This window comes from Streptomyces sp. NPDC045955 (assembly GCF_056430805.1).
On record NZ_JBWKKY010000017.1, the window covers coordinates 103,635 to 119,503 of the forward strand.

The following is a 15,869-nucleotide window of genomic DNA, read 5'->3' on the forward strand; positions in this document are numbered from 1 at the left end:
CCGGTTCGGCCGGGGGTGGTGCGGGTGGGGCCGTCTCGGCCGGCAACGGTGCGGGTGGGGTCGGTTCCGCTGGGGCCGTCGGTCCTGTGGGAGCAGCGCGTGGCACGTTCGGTGGGGGTTCCGCGGGCGCTCCCGTGTCCGTTGCCGCACCGCGCCCGGCCACGGCCGGTCTCGGTGAGGGCCGCGCAGCGCCTCGCGGTGGGGCGCCGGGGCGGGCGTCGGCCGGGGGCCCGCGCGGGGCGCGTCGGGGTGGGGCCGGCAAGTCGCCGCTGGTGTCCGGCGGCTGGACTCCCTGGCTCTATCTCGCGCCCGCGCTCGTCGTGCTCGGCGGGCTGCTCGTCTACCCCATTTATCAGCTCGGGCTGATCTCGTTCTTCGAGTACACGCAGGCGCAGGTCAGCGGCGGGGAACCGACGGTGTTCCGGGGGGTCGCAAACTACACCGAGCTGTTCGGGGATCCGCAGTTCTGGCAGGTGCTGCTCGCCACCGTGCTGTTCGCGGCCGCCTGTGTCGTCTCCACGCTCGCGGTCGGCTGCGCCCTCGCCGTGCTGCTCACGCGCGTCCGGGCCGTACCGCGGCTCGCGCTGATGCTGGCCGCCCTGGGTGCGTGGGCGACCCCGGCCGTGACCGGCTCCACGGTGTGGCTGTTCCTCTTCGACCCGGACTTCGGCCCGGTCAACCATATGCTGGGCCTCGGTGACCACTCCTGGACGTACGGGCGTCTCAGCGCCTTCTTCCTCGTCCTGCTCGAAGTGGTGTGGTGCTCCTTCCCGTTCGTCATGGTGACCGTCTACGCGGGGATTCGCGCCGTGCCCGCCGAGGTCCTGGAGGCCGCCTCCCTCGACGGTGCCTCGCAGTGGCGCATCTGGCGTTCCGTGCTCGCCCCGATGCTCCGGCCCATCCTGGTCGTCGTCACCATCCAGTCGGTCATCTGGGACTTCAAGGTCTTCACGCAGATCTACGTCATGACGAACGGCGGCGGAATCGCCGGCCAGAACCTGGTCCTCAACGTCTACGCCTACCAGCAGGCGTTCGCGTCCTCGCGGTACAGCCTCGGCTCGGCGATCGGCGTCGTGATGCTGCTGATCCTGCTCGCCGTCACGCTGGTGTACCTGCGGCTGCTGCGCCGCCAGGGGGAGGAACTGTGAATCCGCTGCGCGTCCGTGTGCGCCGCCGGGGGCGGCTGGCCGCCGAGGCCTCGGCCCTGCTGGTCGCCGTCGTCGTCGCCTTCCCCCTCTACTGGATGGTGCTCAGCGCCTTCAAACCGGCCGGGGAGATCGAGTCGAGCGAGCCCAGGCCGTGGACTCTCGCGCCTTCTCTCGACTCCTTCAGGCGGGTCTTCGGGCAGCAGGAATTCGGCCGTTACTTCCTCAACAGCCTTGTCGTCGCGGGCTGTGTGGTGATCGCCTCCGCGCTGATCGCGTTTCTCGCGGCGACCGCCGTGACACGATTCCGGTTCCGCCTCCGGACCACGTTGCTGATCATGTTTCTGGTGGCCCAGATGGTGCCCGTGGAGGCCCTGACGATCCCCCTCTTCTTCCTCATGCGGGACTTCGGTCAGCTGAACACGCTTGGCTCGCTGATCCTGCCCCACATCGCCTTCTCGCTGCCCTTCGCGATCTGGATGCTGCGGGGGTTCGTGAAAGCCGTTCCGGAGGCGCTGGAGGAGGCCGCGTACATCGACGGGGCGAGCCGGGCGCGATTCCTGTGGCAGATCCTTTTTCCGCTGGTCCTGCCGGGGCTCGTGGCCACCAGCGTGTTTTCCTTCATCTCCGCCTGGAACGACTTCCTCTTCGCCAAGTCGTTCATCATCAGTGACACTTCGCAGTCGACGCTGCCGATGGCGCTGCTGGTCTTCTACAAGCCCGACGACCCGGACTGGGGCGGGGTGATGGCGGCATCGACGGTGATGACGATTCCGGTGCTGGTCTTCTTCGTACTCGTACAGCGCCGCCTGGTCTCCGGACTGGGCGGAGCGGTGAAGGACTGACGTGACTCCTCCGAACACGGACGTGATTCCGGCGCCCCTGCGTGTCGAGGCCGGGGACGGCCAGGGCTTCCTCCTCGACTCGCGCACCGGCATCGAGGCGGGCCCCGGCGCCGAGCCGGTCGCGCGGTGGCTGAGCGCGACCGTCGGCGCCGCGACCGGCCTGCCGCTGGGCCCGCACACCGGCGACGCCCAGCGCGTCCGGCTGCGGATCCTGCCCGCCCTCGGCGGACCCGAGGCGTACCGCCTCACGGTCGGCGCCGACCGCGTCCTCATCGAAGGAGCGAGCCCGGCGGGCCTGTTCTGGGGCGCCCAGACCTTCCGTCAACTGCTCGGCCCCGAGGCCTTCCGCCGCGCGCCGGTGACCGGCAGGCAGGAGTGGGAGGTGCCCGCCGTCACCATCCACGACGCGCCCCGATTCCGCTGGCGCGGCCTGATGCTCGACGTGGCCCGGCACTTCATGCCCAAGGAAGGTGTCCTGCGCTGTCTCGATCTCATGGCGGCACACAAACTCAACGTCTTCCACTTCCATCTGACGGACGACCAGGGCTGGCGCATCCGGATCGAGCGGCATCCACGGCTGACCGAGATCGGCTCCTGGCGGGCGCGGACGAAAATCGGCCACCGGGCCTCACCCCTGTGGGAGGAGAAGCCGCACGGCGGCTACTACACGCAGGACGACATCCGGGAGATCGTCGCCTACGCCGCCGAGCGGCATATCACCGTCGTCCCCGAAATCGACGTACCCGGCCACTCGCAGGCCGCCATCGCCGCGTACCCGGAACTCGGCAACACCGACGTCATCGACACCACCGCCCTCTCCGTCTGGGACACCTGGGGAATCAACCCGAACGTACTCGCCCCCACTGACAACACCCTGCGCTTCTACGAGGGCGTCTTCGAGGAAGTGCTGGAGCTGTTCCCGTCGGAGTTCGTCCATGTCGGCGGCGACGAATGCCCCAAGGACCAGTGGCGCCGGTCCGCGACCGCCCAGGCCCGCATCAGGGAACTCGGCCTCGCCGACGAGGACGAACTCCAGTCCTGGTTCATCGGCCACTTCGACGCGTGGCTCTCCGCGCGCGGGCGCCGGCTGATCGGCTGGGACGAGATCCTCCAGGGCGGGCTGGCCGAGGGCGCGGCCGTGTCCTCCTGGCGGGGATACGCCGGAGGCATCGCCGCCGCCCGGGCCGGCCACGACGTCGTCATGTGCCCCGAGCAGCAGGTGTATCTGGACCACCGTCAGGATCCGGGCCTCGACGAGCCGGTACCGATCGGGTGGGTGCGCACCCTGGAGGACGTCTACCGGTTCGAGCCCGTGCCGCCGGAGTTGACGCCCGAGGAGGCCCGGCACGTGCTCGGCACCCAGGCCAACGTGTGGACCGAGGTGATGGAGGACCACGCGCGCGTGGACTACCAGGCGTTCCCCCGGCTCGCGGCCTTCGCCGAGGTCGCGTGGAGCGCCCTGCCCGCCCCGGCGGAACGGGACTTCGCCGGCTTCGAGCGCCGTATGGCCGCCCACTACCGGCGGCTCGACGCCCTCGGCGTCGCCTACCGGCCACCCGCCGGCCCGCTGCCCTGGCAGCGGCGCCCGGGGGTGCTGGGCCGCCCGATCGACGGCCCGCCGCCTCACCGGTAGCCGCGGCCGCCGCTACCGAACAGCTCGAACAGGCCACGGAAAAAGCGCACAAGGGTCACCGAAAGTGCCAATCGCCATGCACTGGTGAACCTGTGCGAAAACGGACCATCTCGCCGGTGAGGTGGGCGAATGCCTCCTAGCGGACCCGCGTCTTCGGCTCTCGCCAAGATGTGCCAGAGTTGCCACGTCCGCCCTGTCAGCACGTACCGTACGGCAGCACAGGTGGGACCAGGTGGGGCAGCGGGAAGGGGCAGCCGGTTTGACCACGCACGCACCGCAGGCGGCGCAGGCCGTCACGCTGCCCACGACGCTGGACGAGGCCGTCGCGGCACTCACCGCCGTGCCCGCCGCCGTGCCCGTCGCGGGCGGCACCGACCTGATGGCCGCCGTCAACTCCGGACAGCTCAGGCCCGCCGCGCTGGTGGGACTCGGCAAGATCAGTGAGATCCGCGGCTGGCAGTACCTGGACGGACACGCGCTGCTCGGCGCGGGCCTCACGCACGCGCGCATGGGCCGCCCCGACTTCGCGGCCCTGATCCCGGCGCTCGCCGCCGCCGCGCGCGCCGCGGGCCCGCCGCACATCCGCAACGCGGGCACCCTGGGCGGCAACATCGCCTCGGCCGCCCCCACCGGGGACGCGCTCCCGGTGCTGGCCGCCCTGGAGGCGACCCTGATCGTCGCGGGCCCGGGCGGGGCCCGCCGGGAGATTCCGGTGTCGCACCTGCTGGCCGGGATGGACATGCTGCGCGCCGGTGAACTCATCGGCTACGTGCGCGTGCCGCTGCTGCACGCCCCGCAGGTCTTCCTGAAGGCGACCGGCCGGACCGGCCCGGGGCGCGCGGTGGCGTCCGTGGCCCTGGTCCTGGACCCCGCACGCCGGGGTGTGCGCTGCGCGGTGGGCGCCATAGCGCCGATGCCGCTGCGGCCCCTGGAGGCCGAGCAGTGGGTGGGCCGGCTCATCGACTGGGACAACAACCGCGCGCTCGTGCCGGAGGCGCTGAGCGCCTTCGGGGAGTACGTCGCCGCGGCCTGCATCCCCGACGCCGCCCCGGCCGAGGACGGCTCCGTACCGCAGCTCCCGCCCGCCGTACTGCACCTGCGGCGCACCGTCGCCGCGCTGGCCCGACGAGCACTGGGGAGGGCGCTGTCGTGACCGACGACCAGCACGGAGAGGGCACGCCCCGGGGCGGGAGCCGCTGGGACCCACTGCCCCAGGGCGAGTACGACGACGGCGCCACCGCCTTCGTCGAACTCCCCGAGGGGGGCGTCGACGCCCTGCTGGCCGCCGACAGTCCCCTCGCCGCGCCCGGCCACGGCTACGTACCGCCGCAGATAACGGTCGGCCCCGCCACGACCGCCGGGACCGACCCGGCGGCCCCCGGCGCATGGCCGGTGGCCGGCGCGCCCGTCGACGGCGCCCAGTGGCACGACCCGCACGCCGCCCACCAGCAGGGCCACGAGCAGGGCGGCCACCAGCAGCCCGGACACGACACGGGGGAGCAGTCGTACGGCTCGCAGGCGCCGTACGGGTCCGGCGCGCCCTACGGCGCCGACGCGCAGACGGGGCCGCACGGCGCGAACGACCGCTTCACGCACACCCCCGGAGCCACCGGGCAGTGGACCTTCGAGGACGCCGGGGCGGCGGAGGCCGCGCCCGGCCATGACGTGACCGGACAGTGGTCCATCCCCGTCGCCGGGGGCGACCTTCCGGACGAGTCGGGCGAGTTCACCACGTCCTCGCTGGTCGAACAGTGGGGCGGCACCCCACCGCCGACGCTGCCGGGCGGTGCGCCCGCACCGTGGGCGACCCAGGCGGCGGGCCGGCCGTGGGGCCAGCAGGTCCCGCAGGACACGACGGGGCAGGAGCAGACCGGGCCCGGCTATCCGCACGACCAGGGCGGCGGACACGGGCACGGGCACGGGCAGCCGGGGGCTGCCGGACCGGCCTCCGAGTACGCACCGGACCCCGGTGCGCGCAGCCCCCAGGCCCCGGAGCAGCAGCCCGCCGGGCCCATGCCGCAGGAGGCGGACCCGACGGTCGGCCACGCGGCGGGAGCGACGACCGACGGCACCGGTCATGCGCCGCAGCCGTCGGAGGGGGCCGGGCAGACACCGGAGGGGTCCGGGTTCGCCGGCCACGGGCACGAGGCGTCGGGGTTCGGCGGTCACGGGCCGGAGGCGTCCGGGTCGGGCGGCCAGGGGCCGGAGATGCCCGGCGCCGGTCACGCACCCCAGCCGTCCGATGGCGGCGGCCACGCGCCGGAGCAGCCGGAGTTCACTGACCACGGCTCGGATCCGTCCGCCTTCACCGGCCACCGTCCGGAGCATTCGGCTTACGTCGATCACGGCCCGGAGCCGCACGGCGTTGCCGGCCACGGCCCTGATCCGCACGGCTTCACGGGGCACGGCCCGGAGCCGCACGGTGTGCCAGGCCAGGGCCCGGAGCCGCATGGGGTACACGGCCAGGGCTCCGAGTCGCACGGCGTGCCCGGCCACGGGTCGGACCAGTCCGCCTTCGCGGACCGCGGCTCGCAGCCGTCCGCGTTCGCCGATCATCGCCCGGAGCAGTCGGCTTACGTCGATCACGGCCCGGAGTCGCACGGCATGCCCGGCCACGGCCCTGATCCGCACGGCTTCACGGAGCACGGGTCGGACCCGCACGGCGTGCCCGGCCAAGGGCCGGAGCCCTCCGGCCCACCCGGACACGGCCCGGAGTCGCACGAAGCGACCGGCCACGAGTCGGCCCAGTCCGCCTTCACGGACCACGGTTCCGAGTCGTCCGGCTTCACCGAACACCGCCCGCAGCCGCACCCCTTCACCGACCACCACGGCCCCGAGCCCTCCGGCCCACCCGGACACGCGCCGCAGCCCTCGGGCCCTGTCGGTGAGCCGGCCGAGCACCACCCTGGGCCAGCGGCGAACGGCCCCGAACGGTCCGCGTCCCCCCAGCCGTACCCCGAGACTCCCGGTGAGATCCGCAGCGAGCCCGCGCACGACGAGCCGCACGCGGAAGCCGCCGCGCACCCGCAGACCGCCCAGGACGCCTCACAGGACGCCCCCGACCGTGGTGAGGCCGCCGAGGGCGCCCAGGACGCCCCGGGGGCCGCAGAGGCCGCTGACGCTCCCGCCGAGCCCTCCGCCGGGCCCCTCCCGGCCGAGGCGGACCCGGACGCCGGGCCGGAGACCGCCGACGGCGAGACCCCGGACGACCCGGCACCGCAGGACCCTTCCGGCGACTCGCACGACTCGCCGGACTCGCACGACTCGCACGACTCGCACGACTTGGGCGACACCGAGGGCGAGGCGTCCCAGGACGCGCCCTCCACCGCTCCGCGGGAGGAACACCCCCTCGCTTCCTTCGTCCTGCGCGTCAACGGCACGGACCGCCCCGTCACCGACGCGTGGATCGGCGAGTCCCTGCTGTACGTGCTGCGCGAACGGCTCGGACTCGCGGGGGCCAAGGACGGCTGCTCGCAGGGCGAGTGCGGCGCGTGCAACGTCCAGGTCGACGGGCGGCTCGTCGCGTCCTGCCTGGTCCCGGCCGTGACCGCCGCAGGCAGCGAGGTCCGTACCGTCGAGGGCCTGGCCGAGGACGGCCGGCCGTCGGACGTGCAGCGGGCGCTCGCGCGCTGCGGCGCCGTGCAGTGCGGTTTCTGCGTACCCGGCATGGCGATGACCGTGCACGACCTCCTGGAGGGCAACCCGGCGCCCAGCGAGCTGGAGACCCGGCAGGCACTGTGCGGCAACCTGTGCCGCTGCTCCGGCTACCGGGGCGTGGTGGACGCCGTGAAGGAGGTCGTCGCCGAACGCCAGGCACACAGCGCGCCCGCCGACGGCGACTCGGACGAGGCCCGTATCCCGCACCAGGCGGGCCCGGGCGCCGGCGGCGTCCACGCGTCCGCCTTCGGCTCGGCCCCTGAACCGCACGCCCCGGACCCGCACACTCCAGACCCCCATGACCAGCCCTACGGCCAGGACGGAGGCCCCGCGTGAGCAACGAAGCAGCCACCGCGCAGGCCGCGGAGGCCGCCCCCGCCCCCGAACCGCTGCCCCACGGCCTGGGCGCCTCCCTCCCGCCCGCCGACGCGCGCGCGAAGACGGAGGGCACCTTCCCGTACGCCGCCGACCTGTGGGCCGAGGGCCTGCTGTGGGCGGCCGTGCTGCGCTCACCGCACCCGCACGCGCGCATCGTGTCCATCGACACCTCCCACGCGCGCGAGATGCCCGGCGTACGCGCCGTCGTCACCCACGAGGACGTCCCCGGGCTTCCGTTGCACGGCCGCGGCAAGGCCGACCGCCCGGTCTTCGCCTCCGAGGTCGTACGCCACCACGGCGAGCCCATCGCCGCCGTCGCGGCCGACCACCCGGACACCGCGCGCATGGCCGCCGCCGCCGTCATCGTCGAGTACGAGGTGCTCGACCCGGTGACCGACCCGGAACAGGCCTTCGAGGCCGAGCCGTTGCACCCCGACGGGAACCTGATCCGGCACATCCCGCTGCGTCACGGCGACCCGGAGGCGGCCGGCGAGATCGTCGTCGAGGGCCTGTACCGTATCGGCCGCGCGGACCCGGCCCCCATCGGTGCCGAGGCGGGCCTGGCCGTACCGCGACCGGACGGTGGTGTGGAGCTGTACCTCGCCTCCACCGACCCGCACGCCGACCGCGACAGGGCCGCCGCCGCCTTCGGCCTGGAACCCGAGCGGGTCAAGGTCGTCGTCACCGGCGTCCCCGGTGCCACGGCCGACCGCGAGGACCAGGGCTTCCAGCTCCCGCTCGGCCTGCTGGCGCTGCGCACCGGCTGCCCGGTGAAACTCACGGCCACGCGCGAGGAGTCCTTCCTCGGGCACACCCACCGGCACCCCACCCTGCTGCGCTACCGCCACCACGCCGACGCCGAGGGCAGACTCGTGAAGGTGGAGGCGCAGATCCTGCTCGACGCGGGCGCCTACGCCGACACCTCCGCCGACGCCCTGGCCGCCGCCGTCGCGTTCGCCTGCGGCCCGTACGTCGTCCCGAACGCCTTCATCGAGGGCTGGGCCGTACGCACCAACAACCCCCCGTCCGGCCATGTGCGCGGCGAGGGCGCCATGCAGGTCTGCGCCGCCTACGAGGCGCAGATGGACAAGATCGCCAAGAGGCTCGGCATCGACCCGGCCGAGGTGCGGCTGCGCAACGCCATGGCGACGGGCGACGTGCTGCCGACCGGCCAGACCGTGACCTGCCCGGCCCCCGTCGCCGAACTGCTCCAGGCCGTGCGCGACTTCCCGCTCCCGCCGCTGCCCAAGGACACGCCCGAGGAGGAGTGGCTGCTGCCCGGTGGCCCCGAGGGCGCGGGCGAACCGGGCGCGGTGCGCCGGGGCGTGGGCTACGGCGTGGGCATGGTGCACATGCTCGGCGCGGAGGGCGCGGACGAGGTCTCCACGGCGACCGTGAAGGTCCACGACGGTGTGGCGACGGTGCTGTGCGCGGCCGTCGAGACCGGCCAGGGCTTCACGACCCTGGCCCGGCAGATCGTGCAGGAGACGCTCGGCATAGACGAGGTGCACGTGGCGCCGGTCGACACCGACCAGCCCCCGGCGGGCGCGGGCTGCCGCGGCCGGCACACCTGGGTGTCGGGCGGCGCGGTGGAGCGCGCGGCCAAGATGGTCCGCACGCAGCTCCTGCAGCCGCTCGCCCACAAGTTCGGCATGTCCACGGAGCTGCTCCAGATCACCGACGGCAAGATCACGTCGTACGACGGCGTCCTGTCGACGACCGTCACCGAGGCGCTGGACGGCAAGGAGCTGTGGGCCACCGCCCAGTGCCGCCCGCACCCGACCGAGCCGCTGAACGAGGCCGGCCAGGGCGACGCGTTCGTCGGCATGTCCTTCTGCGCGATCCGCGCGGTGGTGGACGTCGACATCGAGATCGGTTCCGTACGGGTCGTGGAACTGGCCGTCGCCCAGGACGTGGGGCGGGTCCTGAACCCCACCCAGCTGGCCGCCCGGATCGAGGCGGGCGTGACCCAGGGCCTGGGCATCGCGCTGACCGAGAACCTGCGCACCCCGCGCGGCCTGATCCGCCACCCGGACCTGACCGGTTACGCCCTCCCGACGGCGCTCGACGCGCCCGACATCCGCATCGTCCGGCTGGTCGAGGAGCGGGACGTGGTCGCCCCCTTCGGGGCGAAGGCGGTCAGCGCGGTGCCGGTGGTGACGTCCCCGGCGGCCATCGCGTCCGCCGTACGGGCCGCCACGGGGCGCCCCGTGAACCGGCTGCCGATCCGCCCGCAGGCGGCGGTGGTGACGGAACGGGCGTGACGTCCGTGCCGGCCGGCGTCGTCCTGGTCACCGGGGTGATGGCGGCCGGCAAGTCGACCGTCGCCCAGGCGCTGGCGGAGACGCTGCCGCGGGCGGCGCACGTCAGGGGTGACCTGTTCCGGCGCATGATCGTCTCCGGGCGCGAGGAGTACGTCCCCGGCGCCGGGGACGAGGCCCGGGCCCAACTCCTGCTCCGCCACCGCCTGTCGGCGGCGACGGCGGACGCGTACGCCGAGGCCGGGTTCACGGCCGTCGTGCAGGACGTGGTGCTGGGCGAGGACCTGAGAACCTACGTCGGTCTGGTGCGCACCCGCCCCCTGTACGTGGTCGTCCTGGCGCCGCGGATCGAGGCCGTGGCCGCCCGGGAGGCGGAACGAGGGAAGACCGGGTACGGCGGTGCCTGGACGATCGAGGCACTGGGCGGAGCACTGCACGCTCGGACCCTTCGCATCGGACTCTGGCTCGACACCACGGAACTGACGGTGGGACAGACCGTGGAGGCGATTCTGGCGGAAAGGGAACGCGCGAGGGTGCTCTGAGCGTCCTGTGAGGTGGACGCGTGTGGTCGCCGGGGCGCGCGTCGCTGTTCCGGGGCGTTGTCAGTGGTGGGGCGTACTGTTCTGGGCAGTGGGGGACGGCTGCCGGGCCTGGCCGGGCGGTCTGCCGTACTCCGCCAGGGGACGGTGAGCAAGCACATGCGGGGGAGCCCATGAGTACGACCGACGCCGGTTCCGCGGTGATCACCCTGACCGAGTCCGAGCTGGATCCGTGGGTGACGCACGCGTCGACGCGGCACTGGCTGACCGGACCCGGACTCCCGGGCGACAGCGGCGTGCTGAGCTTCGCCGAGCTGGACCGGAAGGGCCTGCGCACGGTGGCGGACTCGACGGGCGATCCGTCGGACCGGCTGTCGGCGGAGCTGCGCGAGCAGCTCGTGATTGGCGGGCTGCTCGGCCCCGGAGGCCTGGAGACGGAGTCGGTCCTGCTGGACGGTGCGACGGGCGAGATCTCGACGACGTACTTCCTGCACGACCGCCCCGACCTGATGGACCGCCGCTCCCTGGCACCCTCGCTGCGGACGCTGGTGCGCTTCGCCGAGGCGACGGACGAACTGGCGGGCCTGCGCGGCCAGTTCGCCTCCTACGCGGGCCGCTTCGGCCCCAAGGCGGTGGCGGAGGCCTCCCAGCACCTGCTGGCGGTGTTCCGGGACGGGGCGGACGGCGAGCCGGCCCCGTTCTGGAAGATGGCGGCGCTGATCCGCCCGCTGTCCCTGGTCGCGGGCCGGGGCGGCGCGTCCGGCCTGTCCCTCGACCTGCCGCACCGCCTCCTGGACCAGGAGTTCGGCCCCGGCAAGGTGGCCCGCTTCGAGGACGTCGACTTCCCCGCGACGCTCACGCACGAGCCGACCCGCCGCTTCCTGCGCGAGGTGGGCCTCCCGGAGGAGGCCCACGTCTTCTCCCTGGACACGGACGTCCCCTTGGCCACGCTGGCCGAGTACCACGCCGACTCGGACGGCCCGGCGGAGCTCCCCTCCGGAGCCCACCGCCTGATACGCCTCGGCCATCTCGTCGAGGACAACAGCCTCGTCGTCGACGGCGCGACGGGCGCGGTCCTGAACTGGAGCGAGCCCGAGGCCACGCTGTCCCCGCTGAACACGGACGTCTCGACCCTGGCCTTCACCCTCTGGCTCCTGCACCGCGAGCGGGCGATCGACGCCCAGTCGGACCACGAGCTGACGACCGACACGTACGACCAGTTGGCCATGACGATGCTCCAGGTCCTCTCGGCGGTCGACCCGACGGGCGTCACACCGGGCAGCTCGGGCCGCCACTACTGGACGGACGCGTTCCGGGACGAGGCGGGCGGGGTGCTCTGACGGCGCTCGTTGGGGCAGACGGGCGGAGCGGGCGGTTCGGGGCCGGTGGCGCCGTCCATCGCGGCCTGGGCCCGGTCGGTCTTCTCCCACGGCCGCGGGGCGTCCGGTGGCCGCTGCCGGTGTCCGTCGGGGTCGGGTAACGGGATCCGGACATGCCGGTGCCCGCGCACATGGTGCCCGCCTGGCACCGCTGGTACGTGGACTCCAACGGGACGGCCTGGAACAGCCGCGAGGACGAGCCCGCGCCCGGTGCGGTGTGCCGGGTGCCGCACCGGATCACCTGCCCCGGTCTGAGGATCGAGGAGGTCGGCCTCTGGCGGTGGCTGGACGCCGTACGGGCGGAGAACGCGCGCCGGGAGCGCTTCCCGACGCCGGCTAGAAGGCACCCGCCGCGCGGCTCAGGGCAGTACGCGGTAGGTCAGATGCGTGACCAGGCTCGCCGCCCGCGACCGCACCTGCTCCAGCTTCAGCGGCGGGACGCCCTCGAACAGCCGCGTGCCGGCGCCCAGTGTGAACGGCACGATGTGCAGCCGCAGTTCGTCGATCAGTCCGGCGGCGAGGTACTGGTTGATCGTGGTCGCGCCGCCGAGGATCAGGACGTCGCCGTCGCCGGCCGCCGCGCGGGCCCGCGCCAGGGCCGACGCGATTCCGTCGGTGACGAAGTGGTACGTGGTGCCGCCGTCCATCGGCTGTGGCTCGCGCGGGTGGTGGGTGAGCACGAACACCGGCGCGTGGAACGGCGGATTGTCGCCCCACCAGCCGTTCCACTGCCGGTCCCACGCGCCGCGCACGGGGCCGAACATGTTGCGGCCCATGAGGAATGCTCCGGCGGCGGCCAACTGGTCGACCTCGGCCCGGTTCTCGTCGGGGGTGTCGAACATCCAGGCGTGCAGCTTGTCGCCCGTGCCGTCGCCGCCGTCGTCGCCGAACGGGCGCTCCTCGCTCTGGTCGAGCCCGGCGGAGTAGCCGTCGGCCGTGATGGTGATGTCGCAGATCACTCTGCCCGCTCGTTCGGTCATCGCTCTGTCCTCCTCGTAGCGGCCTTGGCCGCTTCCGGGTGAGATTCCAGCCAAGCTGCGGCGTGGACAAGGAGGCGTACGACCGAGGTCCCACGCGGGGACCATCTCGGGACAGGGGTCAAAGTGCCGCGTGGCCCTTACTCTGGCCGTTGTGACCGCCCCGGGCGCGGCCGGACTGGCCCTGCTCGTGCCCGCCGTGCCCGGGCTGCTGCCGCGCGGCACCTACCGGGCCGCTCGCGGGCTGTCCTCTGTCGTGCTGCTGCGCGGCGTCGCCGCCGCGGAATCCTTCGTGCCGCTGATGCTGGTGACCCAGCGCGGGCTCAGTCCGACGCTGGCCGGGTTCTCGCTCGCCGCGGGTGGCGGGACGTGGGCGCTGGGCTCGTGGGTGCAGTCGCGGCCGCGGTTCGAGCCGTACGGGGAGCGGTTGACGACCTTCGGCATGCTGCTGGTGGCGGCGGCCATCGCCACCGCGCCGAGTGTGCTGCTCGACTCCGTGCCCGTGTGGACCCTGGCCGTCGCCTGGGCCTTCGGCTGCTTCGGCATGGGTCTCGTCATCTCCTCCACGAGCGTGTTCCTGCTCAAGCTCTCCGCCCCCGAGGAGGCCGGCACCAACTCCGCCGCCCTGCAGATCTCCGACGGCCTCTCCAACGTCCTCCTGCTCTCCGCCGGCGGCGCCGCCTTCGCCACCCTCGGCGGCGGCACGGTCACCCACACCGCCACCCACCCCACCACCGCCTCCCACCCGGCCGCCTTCACCGCGGTGTTCCTGCCGATGGCGGTGGTCGCGCTGGTGGGGGCCTGGGTGACCACGCGGCTGCGGGAGCGGTGGGGAGCCCTGCCGGGCTGTGACGTGAATCCCACCCTGGCATGACCCGGGCTGGTCCGCGCATGAGCAGTGGTGGGGCGCCGGTAGGGTGGCCCGGTTGTCATACGTAGCCGAGCCGTCAGGCTCCCTCGAACGAGCCGCCCGACCCCCAACGGAGACCGTGACTACCACCGCCGGCACCAGCTCTGCCTCGCACCACCTGTCCCCGGCGTTCCCCGGCCGCGCCCCCTGGGGTACCGCAAGCAAGCTGCGCGCCTGGCAGCAGGGCGCCATGGAGAAGTACATCCAGGAGCAGCCGCGGGACTTCCTGGCGGTCGCCACCCCCGGCGCCGGCAAGACGACCTTCGCGTTGACGCTGGCGTCCTGGCTGTTGCACCACCATGTCGTGCAGCAGGTCACCGTGGTGGCCCCGACCGAGCACCTGAAGAAGCAGTGGGCCGAGGCCGCGGCCCGGATAGGCATCAAGCTCGACCCGGAGTACAGCGCCGGGCCGCTCGGCCGGGAGTACCACGGGGTCGCCGTGACGTACGCCGGTGTCGGTGTCCGGCCCATGCTGCACCGCAACCGCGTGGAGCAGCGCAAGACCCTCGTCATCCTCGACGAGATCCATCACGCCGGTGACAGCAAGTCCTGGGGCGAGGCCTGTCTGGAGGCGTTCGAGCCCGCCACCCGCCGGCTCGCCCTCACCGGCACGCCCTTCCGGTCCGACACCAACCCCATCCCCTTCGTGACGTACGAGGAGGGGCAGGACGGAATCCGGCGGTCCGCCGCCGACTACACCTACGGCTACGGCAACGCCCTCGCCGACAACGTCGTCCGGCCCGTCATCTTCCTCTCCTACAGCGGCAACATGCGCTGGCGCACCAAGGCCGGTGACGAGGTCGCGGCGCGGCTCGGCGAGCCCATGACCAAGGACGCCATCAGCCAGGCCTGGCGGACCGCCCTCGATCCGCGCGGTGAGTGGATGCCGGCCGTGCTGCGCGCCGCCGACCAGCGCCTGACCGAGGTGCGCAAGGCCATCCCGGACGCCGGTGCGCTCGTCATCGCCTCCGACCAGGACTCGGCGCGCGCGTACGCCAAGCTGATCCGCGAGATCACCGGCAGCAAGGCGACCCTCGTCCTGTCCGACGACGCCGGAGCCTCCGAGCGGATCGACGAGTTCAGCGCGAACAACGACCGGTGGATGGTCGCCGTACGAATGGTGTCCGAGGGCGTCGACGTGCCCCGCCTCGCGGTGGGCGTGTACGCCACCACCATCTCCACTCCGCTCTTCTTCGCGCAGGCCGTCGGCCGTTTCGTACGGTCCCGGCGGCGCGGCGAGACGGCCTCCGTGTTCCTGCCGACCGTGCCGGACCTGCTCTCCTTCGCCAACGAGATGGAGCGCGAGCGCGACCACGTCCTCGACAAGCCCAAGAAGGAGGGCGAGGAGGACCCGTACGCCGAATCCGAGAAGGAGATGGAGGAGGCGAACAAGGAGCAGGACGAGGACACCGGCGAGCAGGACATGCTGCCCTTCGAGGCGCTGGAGTCCGACGCGGTCTTCGACCGGGTCATGTACAACGGCGCCGAGTTCGGCATGCAGGCCCACCCGGGCAGCGAGGAGGAGCAGGACTACCTCGGCATCCCCGGGCTGCTGGAGCCCGACCAGGTCCAGCTGCTGCTCCAGAAGCGGCAGGCCCGGCAGATCGCGCACAGCCGCAAGAAGCCGGACGAGGAGGCCGACCTGCTCGAAGTGCCCGCCGAGCGGCGGCCGGTCGTCTCGCACAAGGAGATGATGGAGCTGCGGCGGCAGCTCAACACGATGGTCGGCGCGTACGTCCACCAGAGCGGCAAGCCGCACGGCGTGATCCACACGGAGCTGCGGCGCGTGTGCGGGGGGCCTCCGGCGGCCGAGGCGACGGCCGGACAGCTACGACAGCGGATCGCCAAGGTGCAGGAGTGGGCCACGCGGATGAAGTGACCCCCGGGGCGTACGTATGCGGGCAAAGGGTGCCAGTCGGTCCTGGACGGTGCCCGGATTCTGGACGGAGCCTTCCGCTCAGCGAACTCCCTTCGCTACTGTCCGGCTACGCATACGCCCCGTGGCAGCGCCGCCGCGGAGCGCAGCCGTGAAGCGACGCGGCCCGGACAGGCCGGGCCGCGGGCCGATCGGCGGCCTCTGAAGCGCGTCGCCGACGGGACTCGGTGACGCATCCGCCGACCAGGGGGCCGTCGACCTCACCACTA

At 73.2% G+C, this 15,869-nt stretch carries 10 protein-coding genes and 2 pseudogenes; 11 read left to right on the top strand and 1 reads right to left on the bottom strand.

The genetic code is table 11. The annotated features are described in order from the left end of the window. Positions 1-134: 134 nt before the first annotated feature. The 9 genes and pseudogenes from AC07F0_RS29985 to AC07F0_RS30025 form a co-directional block, all read left to right on the top strand. Positions 135-1,148 (top strand): carbohydrate ABC transporter permease, encoded by a 1,014-nt coding sequence (locus tag AC07F0_RS29985; RefSeq protein WP_478983158.1) that lies wholly within the window; start codon positions 135-137, stop codon positions 1,146-1,148. Beyond that, a complete protein-coding gene (locus AC07F0_RS29990; RefSeq protein ID WP_478983159.1) occupies positions 1,145-1,990 on the top strand; it encodes a carbohydrate ABC transporter permease in 846 nt (281 codons plus the stop codon). Before AC07F0_RS29985 ends, AC07F0_RS29990 begins: the two co-directional genes overlap by 4 nt. Position 1,991: 1 nt before the next feature. Then, the gene (locus tag AC07F0_RS29995; protein WP_478983160.1) at positions 1,992-3,623 is read left to right on the top strand and encodes a beta-N-acetylhexosaminidase; all 1,632 of its coding nucleotides are present in this window, start codon (positions 1,992-1,994) and stop codon (positions 3,621-3,623) included. A gap of 259 nt (positions 3,624-3,882) precedes the next feature. After that, positions 3,883-4,776, top strand: a complete 894-nt coding sequence (locus AC07F0_RS30000; RefSeq protein ID WP_478983161.1) for an FAD binding domain-containing protein — start codon at positions 3,883-3,885, stop codon at positions 4,774-4,776. Continuing rightward, a complete protein-coding gene (locus AC07F0_RS30005) occupies positions 4,773-7,616 on the top strand; it encodes a 2Fe-2S iron-sulfur cluster-binding protein (protein WP_478983162.1) in 2,844 nt (947 codons plus the stop codon). The genes AC07F0_RS30000 and AC07F0_RS30005 overlap by 4 nt, the downstream gene beginning before the upstream one ends. Then, a complete protein-coding gene (locus AC07F0_RS30010) occupies positions 7,613-9,922 on the top strand; it encodes a xanthine dehydrogenase family protein molybdopterin-binding subunit (protein ID WP_478983163.1) in 2,310 nt (769 codons plus the stop codon). Before AC07F0_RS30005 ends, AC07F0_RS30010 begins: the two co-directional genes overlap by 4 nt. A 5-nt stretch (positions 9,923-9,927) precedes the next feature. Beyond that, on the top strand, positions 9,928-10,461 hold the full coding sequence (locus AC07F0_RS30015) for an AAA family ATPase (protein ID WP_478983196.1): 534 nt from the start codon (positions 9,928-9,930) through the stop codon (positions 10,459-10,461). Between the two features lie 170 nt (positions 10,462-10,631). Beyond that, positions 10,632-11,798: an SUKH-4 family immunity protein gene (locus AC07F0_RS30020; protein WP_478983164.1), complete on the top strand. Its 1,167-nt coding sequence runs from the start codon at positions 10,632-10,634 to the stop codon at positions 11,796-11,798. Positions 11,799-11,968: 170 nt separating this feature from the next. Continuing rightward, positions 11,969-12,100: pseudogene (locus AC07F0_RS30025) on the top strand (DUF6083 domain-containing protein); the annotation flags it as partial. A gap of 96 nt (positions 12,101-12,196) precedes the next feature. Here the strand turns inward: AC07F0_RS30025 and AC07F0_RS30030 are convergent. Next, on the bottom strand, positions 12,197-12,817 hold the full coding sequence (locus AC07F0_RS30030) for a dihydrofolate reductase family protein (protein ID WP_478983165.1): 621 nt from the start codon (positions 12,815-12,817) through the stop codon (positions 12,197-12,199). Between the two features lie 160 nt (positions 12,818-12,977). Between AC07F0_RS30030 and AC07F0_RS30035 the strand changes: the two are divergent. Both AC07F0_RS30035 and AC07F0_RS30040 read left to right on the top strand, forming a co-directional pair. Next, a pseudogene (locus AC07F0_RS30035) lies at positions 12,978-13,688 on the top strand (MFS transporter); the annotation flags it as partial. A gap of 115 nt (positions 13,689-13,803) precedes the next feature. After that, positions 13,804-15,603, top strand: coding sequence for a DEAD/DEAH box helicase (locus AC07F0_RS30040; protein WP_478983167.1), 1,800 nt, complete (start codon positions 13,804-13,806; stop codon positions 15,601-15,603). The last annotated feature ends 266 nt before the right edge of the window (positions 15,604-15,869 follow it).